The organism is Robertmurraya massiliosenegalensis JC6 (assembly GCF_000311725.1).
GTDB classification, from domain to species: domain Bacteria; phylum Bacillota; class Bacilli; order Bacillales; family Cytobacillaceae; genus Robertmurraya; species Robertmurraya massiliosenegalensis.
Genome location: NZ_HE978514.1, coordinates 477,497 through 488,615, shown reverse-complemented (window position 1 = coordinate 488,615; position 11,119 = coordinate 477,497). Strand labels below are relative to the sequence as shown.

At 34.0% G+C, this 11,119-nt stretch carries 12 protein-coding genes; 10 read left to right on the top strand and 2 right to left on the bottom strand.

Annotated features, from left to right (window positions below; all coding sequences use genetic code 11):
* Positions 1–74: 74 nt before the first annotated feature.
* A complete protein-coding gene (locus BMSHG_RS27675) occupies positions 75–479 on the bottom strand; it encodes a DUF4368 domain-containing protein (protein ID WP_083879369.1) in 405 nt (134 codons plus the stop codon).
* Between the two features lie 1,544 nt (positions 480–2,023).
* Here BMSHG_RS27675 and BMSHG_RS15915 point away from each other — a divergent pair.
* The 5 genes from BMSHG_RS15915 (at position 2,024) to BMSHG_RS15890 (ending at position 6,839) form a co-directional block, all read left to right on the top strand.
* Positions 2,024–2,599, top strand: coding sequence for a TetR/AcrR family transcriptional regulator (locus BMSHG_RS15915; protein WP_019155449.1), 576 nt, complete (start codon positions 2,024–2,026; stop codon positions 2,597–2,599).
* A gap of 162 nt (positions 2,600–2,761) precedes the next feature.
* On the top strand, positions 2,762–3,508 hold the full coding sequence (locus tag BMSHG_RS15910) for an SDR family NAD(P)-dependent oxidoreductase (RefSeq protein ID WP_019155448.1): 747 nt from the start codon (positions 2,762–2,764) through the stop codon (positions 3,506–3,508).
* A gap of 260 nt (positions 3,509–3,768) precedes the next feature.
* Positions 3,769–4,830 carry an alkene reductase gene (locus BMSHG_RS15900; RefSeq protein WP_019155446.1) on the top strand — a complete coding sequence of 354 codons (1,062 nt, stop codon included), beginning with the start codon at positions 3,769–3,771 and terminating at the stop codon, positions 4,828–4,830.
* A 142-nt stretch (positions 4,831–4,972) separates the two neighbouring features.
* Positions 4,973–5,974 carry an NADP-dependent oxidoreductase gene (locus tag BMSHG_RS15895; protein ID WP_019155445.1) on the top strand — a complete coding sequence of 334 codons (1,002 nt, stop codon included), beginning with the start codon at positions 4,973–4,975 and terminating at the stop codon, positions 5,972–5,974.
* A 22-nt stretch (positions 5,975–5,996) separates the two neighbouring features.
* Entirely contained in the window at positions 5,997–6,839 is an 843-nt protein-coding gene (locus BMSHG_RS15890; protein ID WP_019155444.1) for an alpha/beta fold hydrolase, read from the top strand.
* Positions 6,840–7,125: 286 nt separating this feature from the next.
* Here BMSHG_RS15890 and BMSHG_RS15885 read toward each other — a convergent pair whose 3' ends face one another.
* The gene (locus BMSHG_RS15885; RefSeq protein WP_019155443.1) at positions 7,126–7,395 is read right to left on the bottom strand and encodes a hypothetical protein; all 270 of its coding nucleotides are present in this window, start codon (positions 7,393–7,395) and stop codon (positions 7,126–7,128) included.
* A gap of 586 nt (positions 7,396–7,981) precedes the next feature.
* Between BMSHG_RS15885 and BMSHG_RS27670 the strand changes: the two genes are divergently transcribed.
* The 5 genes from BMSHG_RS27670 to BMSHG_RS15860 all read left to right on the top strand — a co-directional run bounded on the left by BMSHG_RS27670 (position 7,982) and on the right by BMSHG_RS15860 (position 10,982).
* Complete coding sequence (locus BMSHG_RS27670; protein WP_019155442.1) at positions 7,982–8,356, top strand: helix-turn-helix transcriptional regulator; 375 nt, start codon at positions 7,982–7,984, stop codon at positions 8,354–8,356.
* Positions 8,353–9,327 carry a hypothetical protein gene (locus BMSHG_RS26360; protein WP_019155441.1) on the top strand — a complete coding sequence of 325 codons (975 nt, stop codon included), beginning with the start codon at positions 8,353–8,355 and terminating at the stop codon, positions 9,325–9,327. The genes BMSHG_RS27670 and BMSHG_RS26360 overlap by 4 nt, the downstream gene beginning before the upstream one ends.
* 74 nt (positions 9,328–9,401) lie before the next feature.
* Entirely contained in the window at positions 9,402–9,644 is a 243-nt protein-coding gene (locus tag BMSHG_RS15870; RefSeq protein ID WP_019155440.1) for a hypothetical protein, read from the top strand.
* 19 nt (positions 9,645–9,663) lie between these two features.
* Positions 9,664–10,104 (top strand): hypothetical protein, encoded by a 441-nt coding sequence (locus BMSHG_RS15865; RefSeq protein WP_019155439.1) that lies wholly within the window; start codon positions 9,664–9,666, stop codon positions 10,102–10,104.
* Positions 10,105–10,415: 311 nt separating this feature from the next.
* Positions 10,416–10,982 carry a GNAT family N-acetyltransferase gene (locus BMSHG_RS15860; RefSeq protein ID WP_019155438.1) on the top strand — a complete coding sequence of 189 codons (567 nt, stop codon included), beginning with the start codon at positions 10,416–10,418 and terminating at the stop codon, positions 10,980–10,982.
* Positions 10,983–11,119: the final 137 nt, after the last annotated feature.

The window sequence follows — 11,119 nt, the reverse complement described above, 5'->3', positions numbered from 1 at the left end:
ATGGGTATCTAAGATGTCAGAATGGGTATGAAATCAGGTATCCGTTTATAGTATGGTTTCTTAAAGCGATCGCTTTAGAGATACCCTAAAAAGCTAACTTTAAATAAATGGATATTGATTTTGGGTGATGAAAAAAACATGGAACAACAATCTTTTATGTGTATAAATTTACGCGAAATGGGTATTTTTAGCGAAAATGTATCAAATATTGATGATAACACATGTGGAGTGCTGTGTGTTACTCGTAAAAAAATAGAAGATATATAAGGGTCCGAGAATCGGTAATGGATTCTCGGACTCCCATCTTCTTTTATTTCAATTCTTTCTATTAGCTTGTGAAGCATTTCTTCATCAAGAACAGGATTTTGAACAAACTGTTCAATTTGTTGGATTAGTTTTGTAAAATCAATCGTTTGTTTTTGTTGAAGTAATCCCTTTTCTAATTTTAACTTTTCCTCATTTAGTTTAGCGAGTTGGATTGTAAAACAAAATTAAACACTTCCGAACTAAAATAGAAATTTCCGATTCGGAACCGATTTTCGATTCTGATTCAATATCATCCCGGTTTTTCCTCATTAGGAACCCGGGATTTTTTCTGGTATAATTCAATAGGAAATCAATATATTTTCAATAGTTTTATCAGTGTTTTATCCTGCTCAATCCCTTGCCAATTCAGGCTTTATCAATATTTTTTTCAGGCAGTAATTCAATAAGAGGCCGAAGGTCTTATCCCTTCTTTTCTCAATGTTTTTTCTTCTTTCCCTTATTCTTTTCTCGGTTTTCTCTTCCTTCCACTCTCGGAGATTTCTATTTTAACTAACGAAAAAACATGAAAAAATAAAGAAAAATAGGCGGAAAAACGTTCATTTTTGGATCGGAAAATACTCGAAATTGGGGTTCTGTCGGAAATCTTTATTTTAACTGGAACGGACGAATGCGGGTTTGAGGAGGGGGATTTGAGAAGGGTTTATTTGTGTTATACATAGGTAGAAGAAAGAATTAAGTTTAGCTTGTAATACAAAAACCAAAAAAGTAAAATTGGAGATACGAAAAAAAATTAAAATAAAAGAGGGAATATAGTAAGCATCCGAAAGTTTTACGGTACTTTTCCTGGCAGACCTTCGTTTTTTATTTCCAAAATCGAAAAAAACCATCCCAATTCAATATCTGTCCAATCCTCATTTCAATCAGTTTTCAATATAAATCCATTCGTTTCGATCTATTTTGTACGTCTCCATACCTTGTCCAGTAAGGGCTCAGGCTTTCTCCAGTTTTTTTCAGTTGGTTTCCATACACAATAGAGTCGAGAGATTCTAGGCGTTTTATCTGGTTTTTTCGTTAGTTCTTCAAGCAGAAGATAGATCAGGAACTCATTCGGAATTCAATCTCCTCCGTCTATTCCGGAACGTAATTATTTTCTCAAAATCAGTGAAAAATCGTTACAAATCCGAGTGGAAATGTATTGTTGGGACAAAGTAGATCTTTGTATATCTTTATCTAATGTAAAGAAGGAGAAATGATTGTAAGCAGAAACATGCAAAGGTGGGTAACAAATCATGGTAGGTCTGATTAATAAGAACATTCATAATAAAAATAAAACGGTTTAGTGTGTACATGTTATAGAATGAAATATTAAAACGTATTAAAATTATGCACTTTTAGCCAGCTAATGATAAAAAAATAATTCTTTACCGAACGTTCTCAAAATGGTATTATAGTTTTGTAAGGTTAGTAGCTAGTCTTTGTCATAATGAGAATGTTCATTCTAAAAACATCACTTAGCACTTTCTCAAGTTTACAGAAAAACCCTTTTTGAGGAGGTGGAGTTGTTAACACGTATGGTTCATACTAACAAATGCTGAAATTGCTAGTGACTCTTAATGCTAATCTTTACTGTTCATTCTTAACATGATATCATTGGCGAGGGACGAGAAAGTCAATATTCTTACCTTTTTGATTGATGATTATCTTGAAGCATTAAGATTTTCTGGTTTCTCTAAGATTACTCAAAGGAAATGATAGTATGGCTAGAAATAAGGAATTTGATGAAAATGAAGTATTGCTAAAAGCTATGGACCTTTTTTGGATACAAGGCTATGAAAAAACCTCCATGCAAGATTTAGTAAAGTATATGGGTATCCATCGTCGTAGTTTATATGATACGTTTGGTGACAAGCATACTTTGTTTATAAAAGCATTGGATCGTTATAATGAAATAATAAGAACTAGAATAGAGAATGAAGTAAACCAGCTGAATTCGGTAAAGGATGCTATCAGGAATTTATTTGAAATGATAATTGTCAGAGATATACAACAACCTATTGGATGTTTGACCGTAAATACGGCAGTTGAGTTGTCATTACATGATGAACAAGCAGCAGAAATGGTAGTAAAGAGTTTTTCTAAGACCGAATTATTGCTAAACAATCTAGTGCTAAGAGGTCAAAAGTCTGGGGAAATATCTAAAAATCATGATGCAAAAAAAATGTCGGAATTTCTTCACAATTCCTTAGTAGGACTAAGAGTTATGACCAAAACTACTGATGACATAGAAAAATTAAATAATATTATTGATATGTCGCTCTCGGTATTAGATTAATTTTTTTTACCTTATTGAGAATGAACGTTCTCAAATGTAAATAATCAATCTAGCTGAACTTAACTTGTGAGATCTCAAGTAAAGTTCCCCTTTATATCTATTAATTCTTACTGATAAAGGCTAAATGATATTTTTAATTACTTTAATTTTAGGAGAGATAATATGAAATACACAGTTATTACTGGAGCAAGTTCAGGTATAGGGTATGAGACAGCATTAGCATTTGCTGCTCGGGGAAAAAATTTAATTATAGTTGCTAGAAGATTAAATAAATTAGAAGAACTAAAAACCGCAATTCATAATATAAATCCCGATTTAGATGTTATTATTTTCACAATTGACTTGTCTGTCACAGATCAGGCATATATCTTGTATGACAAATTAAAAGGGTATGAAATTGAGACATGGATTAATAATGCTGGTCTTGGTGAATCCGCATTTGTAGCAGATCAAAATTTAAGCAAAGTTGAAACGCTGTTACGGGTTAACATAGAATCATTGACAATCCTTTCTACATTATTTGTTCGAGATTATGCAGAGAAAGAGGAAACGCAGTTAATAAACGTATCATCGGCACTTGGATATGCAATTGCTGTTGGTACTATAACTTATTCTGCGTCTAAATATTATGTTAGTGCCTTCACTGAAGGTCTTGCAAAAGAACTAGAATTAAAAGGTGCAAAATTAAAAGCAAAAGTGTTAGCACCAGCAATGACGGAAACAGAATTCGCTACAAATGCTACTGGGTTGGATAATTTCAATTATAAAGAAAATTTACCTATGTACCATACAGCTAAGCAAGTTGCTGGATTTATGATGGAATTATACGATAGTAATGCGGTAGTAGGTATTGTAGACCAAAATTATGAATTTAAGATAAGGGAACAAATTTATCCAATAATAGGATAGGTTTTAAACAATCTTTAAATTCTTTTATTTGAAAGGTGAAAGAATGAATAGATACAGTGGAATGCAGAGAATACTTTCCATGACTTCATGTTTTTCTTTGAGCGTTCAACTAAAACAAAGAAATCTGCAAAAATGGCATCTTTATAGAGGAGTTGAATAGAAAAAAGCAAATTCCTTTTTTGTAATGCCAATTCTTGTGCAACCATTCCACCAATTGAAAAACAAAGAATCTCGATACCGATTAAAAAGGAGGAAGTTATATGAGCAAGTTATTTGAATCAGTCAGAATTGGAAATATAGAACTAAAAAACCGTTTAGGTATGGCACCAATGACAAGGAGTAGAGCACTACCAGATGGCACACCCAGTGATTTGGCGGCAGAATATTACGGCCAGCGTGCATCGGTTGGTTTAATAATAAGTGAGGGCACTCAACCCTCAGAGGATGGTCAGGGTTATACAAATACACCTGGTATTTATACAGAATCGCATATTGAGGGGTGGAAAAAGGTAACATCAAAAGTGCATAACGAAGGAGGACGAATCTTTGTTCAACTTATGCACGTAGGCCGTGTCTCACATCCTGACAATACACCTCATCATCGTCAAGCTGTAGCCCCTTCAGCTATTGCACCTAATATAGAAATATTTACAGCACAAGGGATGAAGGAAATTCCTACACCTAGAGCGTTAAGTGAAGGTGAAATTAAGGAAGTCATAAATGAATTTCGCCTAGCAGCAACTGCGGCGATTGAAGCTGGGGCAGATGGGGTTGAAATCCACGGAGCTAATGGTTACCTTATTCAACAGTTTTTAAGTGAAAATGCTAATCAACGTCAGGATGCGTACGGTGGAACGATTGAAAATCGCTCACGATTTGCCATTGAAGTAGCAAAAGCAGTTGTTGATGAGATTGGTCCAGAACGAACAGGTATACGTTTCTCTCCTCAAGGAACACTAAATGGAATAGAAGAGGGAGAATCAAGTAGTGAAATGTACCGTTATTTAATCGGTGAGTTAGATAAGCTCAATCTGGCCTATCTCCACATCATGCACTTCGGAAATGAATCATTATTACAAGAGATCCGTCAACTTTGGTCGCAAGCACTTCTTGTTAACCGAGCAGGACGTACTTTAGACCAACTTACGCTAGACTTGGATAATGAACTTGCGGACGTTATAACTGTAGGCACTTGGATGATAGCCAACCCAGATTTTGTCGAACGATTGAAATTAGATGCTCCACTAAATACTCCTGATAGAAATACCATTTATGCAGGAGGAGCAGAAGGGTATATAGATTATCCGTTCTTAAAAGAATAAGGTTTTAACAGTTAACTCACATAACAATTTAGATTAATATGGTGCTTTAGGATACATCGACTAGACTATATGAATGAAATAAATGAATGATAAAAAACCATCAATGTAAGAGTTGGTGGTTTTTTTAAAGGAGATTAAGAATATGAAAGCAGCTCAAATACAAAAATACTCAAAAAACATTGAAGCACAAATTGTTGATATCCCTATACCAAGTATTAAAGATAATGAAGTGCTGGTAAAGGTAAAAGTTGCTGCAGTAAATCCACTTGAAATATTGAATATTACAGGAAGTGTAAAATTAATACAGGACTATGATATGCCTCTTGTATTAGGAAATGAACTAACAGGAATTGTTGAAAAAGTGGGTAGTCATGTATCTGGTTTTAATGTTGGAGATTCGATTTATACAAGACTGCCTATTGAAAAAATTGGGGCATTTGAAGAATATGTTGCAGTTGACGCTAAATCCATATGGCACTTGCCGGAAAACTTAGATTTCGTTACTGGAGCCGGTGCACCTTTAACGGGTCTGACGGCATACCAAGGCCTAGTAGAAGAGTTAGAAGCAAAAAAGGGACAAACAGTGTTTATTCCGGGAGGATCAGGAAGTTTTGGCCAAATGGCTGTTCCTATAGCTAAAGCAATGGGATTAAAGGTTATTGTTTCTGGTAGTCCTACAGCTAAAGAGAGAACGATGAATGCTGGTGCCGATCAATATATTGATTATACAAAGGAAAATTATTGGGAAATACTAGACGAAGTTGATTTTGTCATCGATACTCTAGGTGCTGATGAATTTGATCGTGAGTTATCCATTATTAAGCCGGGTGGTCGGTTACTAAGTCTTCGTACTGGACCAAATAAAAAGTTTGCAATAGATAAAGGTCTGCCTAAATGGAAGCAAATTATTTTTGGATTAGTTGGCTCAAAATTTGATAAGAAAGCAAAGAAAAAAGGTGTTCAATATCGCTTCATTTTCGTTAGAGCTGACGGAAAACAATTGGAAAAAATCACAAAAATCATTGAAGAAAATAATATTGTTCCTGCCATTGACCCTACCAATTTTACAATTGATGACATTAATGCTGCACTAAAATTAGTGGCAAATGGACATCCAAAAGGTAAAGTAGTTATCAAATTTTAGGTATGCAGGAGGGGGAGTAGCAATGTCGGTTCATTATTCTTACATTGACGCACCTAACTTATTCATTCAGCATCAGAATGGGAAACGGTTTGCATATAGAGAATTAGGTGAAAAAAAAGGAATCCCAATTATTTTATTGACACATCTTTCAGCTAATCTTGATAATTGGGATCCTAGGATAATTGATGGTCTTGCTAAAAACCATTGGTTCATCGCATTTGATAACATGGGGGTAGGACTTTCCAATGGTAAAGTACCAGACAATATCCCTCAAATGGCAAATGATGCAATCACATTTATTAAACTATTAGGATTTTTAAAGATAGATTTGATAGCTTTGTCAATGGGAGGTATGATTGCTCAAGAATTAATCTTAAAGGAACCAAGGTTAGTTAGAAAGCTGGTATTAGTTGGTACGGGACCTCGAGGCGGTAAAGGTATTTCCAATGTCACGTATATTACAAATCTTGATTTAGTTCGTGCAATATTAACTTTCAAAGATGTAAAGACCTATCTGTTTTTCCCAAACACAAAGAATGGTAAGAAAAAGGCTAAAGAATTTCTAATTCAACTAAAAAGAAGAAAAAAACATCGAGACAAAACTATTAGTTTAAGAGCCTATAGAATGCAATTACATGCAATTAAGAAATGGGGCAAAGACAAGCCTGCGGATTTATCCAAAATTGTTCAGCCAACACTAATAATAAATGGAAATCATGATCGCATGGTTCCAACAGAAAATTCATATGACTTGGCAAATAGAATTGCTGATAGTAATTTAAAAATATTTGACCATGCAGGACACGGTTCCTTATTTCAATATCCAAGAGAGTTTGTAGAAATGATAAAAATATTTTTAAGATGATATAGCTTTATTGTTTGGATTTAACGTTAAACAATCACAAAACTTGGGGGCGTTGATCCGGAAAGGATCAACGCTTTTTTCGTTTAGTTTTCCTTGGTACTATCTAGTAGCATGAAGGCACAGGGATATTATGTCTCTCAAATAAAAGTTCCTGGTCTGAGATAAAATTAAAGGTTCTTAGATGAAAAATACATTCGAATTCAAAAGGTTTTTCTAGTGCTTTTTCCTGGCACACAATCGGTTTTTTTTTCGGTTCAAATTCTGAGGTTTATATGAAGTTTCACTTTTACTTAATTAGTTCATAATCTTTTTTAAGTTCATTCCAGCTACAAATTCCTTCTACTACAACTAAGCTACCATTCCAAGGGCATAGCATTTCATCAGGATGTACCCCTAAAGATAATAGCCTTTTTTGTTTATACATATCATATCGCAAATCATTAATACTAGCCTGTAATGACATATTAAAATCGTCATTGGGTATACCGAAAATTACTAACTCGCTTTTTTCTAAACCTTCTTCATGTAAAAATAGATAAGTTAATTCCTGTGTCATTTTTATACCTTCTCCTTCGTATTATGTGTTTGATTTATCTAGCAACGTAAAAATAAATTTGTTGAAAATCATCTTATGGTAGGACTAACCGAATAGCTAGTTGATAGTAATTACTTGTATACAAGGTAGAAAGGACTTATTAAATATATTTTTGCTCTTAAACCGGAACCTCTTTATATTATCTCCAAGGTTTTCATTCTTTTATAACTGGTCTTATCACTCAAATGGAAAGAACTTTTATATTGTTTGTATTCATACCATATTAGATATTCTAGTCAAAAATACTAAATATGTACTTTTCATAAATCAATTTTCAAACTATAATTAAAATTAGCGAACAACTGTTTGGAAGGTTGGGTCAATATGAATTACTTTTGCATACAAAAATATAAGCCATTTTTTATAAAACTCGTGTCCTAAAAAGGATGCGGGTTTTTTTGTTGGTTGCCCGTAGTCAAAATAGGGAGAAGGAATAGCCTGATCCAAAATATTATCAATTCCAAGTGAATTATTGTGAACATTTGAATCAACAATCCCAATCAAACAGTTGAGAGCAAAAGTCTTTTATAGAAGGGGAGTGAAATAGATGAAGAAAAATAGAGGGGTGCCAAGTGAATTTGCCGATTCAATGGAACATTATCGAATTAAGAAGGGGATTTCTCAAAATAAACTTGCTGATTCTATTGGGGTATCGTCTGGGTATTTATCCAGAATTAAAAATGGAAAGCGGCTGAACCCTTCTGTGCCAATCGCTATGGCAATTGCAAAAGAACTCGACATTCCGATGGAAGAACTAATGGTGATGCTAGGATTGAATAACGAGTTAAATGACATTTCTGAGTTGATTTCAGTAAGTGAGTTTACTTTTAGGGGGCAATTGGTTAATCCAGAGGCTAAGGAAGTAATCTTGGATATTTTGAGTAGTATCCTACCGCATATTATGAGAGGTGATACGGAATGAGTAAACAAGGTTCAAAGAAGGAAACAATTTTCACTCTTTTTTTGAAGGAGCACCCTGAAATCATTCAAGAAATTATAGGGATCCCTATTGAGAAAATGAAGATGGAATACAATAATGGCTCCCAAAGAGTAGACTTACATGGTGTTAATAAGGAGAAGAAAATTGACATTTATGTTGAATGCCAGATTACCACGGCGGATATGAATCATTTAGAGAAAACAAAAGATCTAATTAATAATACGGCAGAAGGATATGTAATATGGATTGCTGCAAAATTCCGCAAAGATTCTTATATAAAAGAAATACAGGAACTACTTCGGAATAGTCCGAGAAAGTACATCAATTTCTTTGCTGTTGAAATACATCCGGATGTAGTAGAACTGCTTAAATATCTCAATAATCAGTATGAACTTGATGTCCTCACGAATTTGAAAGTCATCAATAAAATTCAGCAACCATTAAGATTAGTGGCTGACCATTTGAAGATGCCACCTACTCATATTGGGAAAGCCTTTATAGGAGAACGTCAATATGATTTTAGTAGGGAAGATGAAATAAAAGACTATTTACTTGATCAACTTTTAGAAAGAATGCCCTATTACTTAAACTTCCACAATTCTAAGAAGCATTTACAAAATAGCAAAGTAATGCAGATAGGGGGCGGCTTAGATGAGGTGATATACCATTGTGCCGTGCGTGATGTACGAAACCGTGCATTTGTGGAAATACGCTTTGGGCGTAGTAAGGAAGAGTGGTATCAGTCTTTTAAAGACAGAGAGGATTTATTGAGAAGAGAAATACATCCATTAATCCGTTTCAATGAGAATAATAGAAGTATTGGCGTATACCTTAGCCCAAATCCAAACGACGTTCCTGGAGTGGTTATGAAGCTAGTAGATGTCTTTGAGAGGTTTATCAAATATTTCTCTCAATATACCTACGGGAATAAGCGAATAAAAGATTCAGCGTAGATTCACTGCTTAGGGTGTTGTTCTGAAAAATCAAACATGATTGATGTTAAATAAATTTTAGGAGGAATGAACAAATGACTAATGAAGAAATTAGAGTTCAACTTAAATCAATAGAGCAGATCGTGAAGGAAGGCTTTGAAAAACTGAATCAAAGGATAACAGCTTTGGATGAAGGGTTTGAATCTAACCAGGAGCGTTTTGATGTACTCGAGGAACATGCTGTTATGTTCAAAGACGATATGGATGAGTTAAAAAAGAAATATGATAGCTTGGAAAAGGTAATCTTAGAACGCCATGAGAAAAACATTGAGTGTTGAGAATGGAGGGCTACATACAGTGGACTCACCAACATATCGGATAATAAATATTTATGCCCAAACAGATAAGAGTGCTGAAAGTGTAATTGTGGGGTCCAGAGCGGGTTTAGAAGCACTGAGTAAGGCTTTGGAATTGGCACTGGAGAATGGAGAGAGCAGTTGCCGTGTAGCACCCAATGATATGGACACTTATGAAATAAGGGTTCTCCTCAATAATGAACCAATAGATTCTCCTTTCTGGAGTAAAATGAAGTTACCCTATAGCGAACTTGACGATTGCTGTAATGAAACCGTAAGTCCCAAGGAGTTTCTTGATTTTGGGATTAGAAATTCAGAGGACTTGATAAGGAAAGAATCATTGATGAAAAAAAATAGAGAGATCAGTGATAAAATAGGATTTTATTATTATGTAGGGGAAAAAGATACAAATCAAACAGATACAAGGGAACAAAATCCTTAAAAATCAATATTCGTTCAGGCTGGATCTTTAAGATCTAGTCTTTTTCTTTTTCCATACATCATTTATCAATAATACTAGGATTCCATTATTTTGGAACACTTACTTAACTCATGTTTTTATTCAGTTGGGTTTCTCACTCCATAGCCAGAGGGAGCATTTAACTTTAGTTGAAAGGAAGTATTAAAAGATTATTTTGTGAGTGTAAGAATGATAGACTATTATTTGTATTTTTATGGTAAGTTTGTAATGAGGATACAAGCAATAATTAATAGGATAACTCACAAGAAAAGGGTAAGCAAAGGAGTAAATACATGTTAGATTTTCTATTTGATTTGGATAGACACAGGAATAAAAGACAATATTCAAAAGAAAAAATAAGAGATTTAGATTTATTATTAGAATTGGAAACGAAGAAAATTGAAGAAGATTCTGAGAAGAGTCTTCTAAATGTTTTACACAAAAGCGGAGAACATATCATAGTTTACCGTGATGTCTTTGATAAAGAAGAAAAATTTGGTGTGTTTTATATTGCACTTAAAGTAATTCATAAAAAAGGAATTGTTTTGAACCGAATCCGATTAAGTGCAAATTACAAAAGTGATGAGGTAATTGAGATCTGTGATATAGAAGTTTTTGGAGAAAATGAAGGAAGGGGTTACGGATCAATTTTACTCAATTCATTAATCCATTTTGCAATTGAGAATTCTGTAAAGACAATTTCGGGGTGGATTTCACAGACAGACAAGGATCACTTTGATAAGCTAGATTATTTCTATAAAAAGCATGGTTTTGATGTTGTATGGGGTAATTCTAGTCACATTGCAAATAAAGCCGCAGACATTACATGGACCAATCCCATGTATAGATTGTCTAAATAGGAATCTTAAAATTGTACCACACATAAATGTATTTTTATTCTTTATTATTAAAGCAAGAGAGTGATGTGGCTAGAAGGACTTTGTGAAAAAATCCACTTAAAGTAACGGGCAGTTTAGTAAAAGAATGGATATTATAA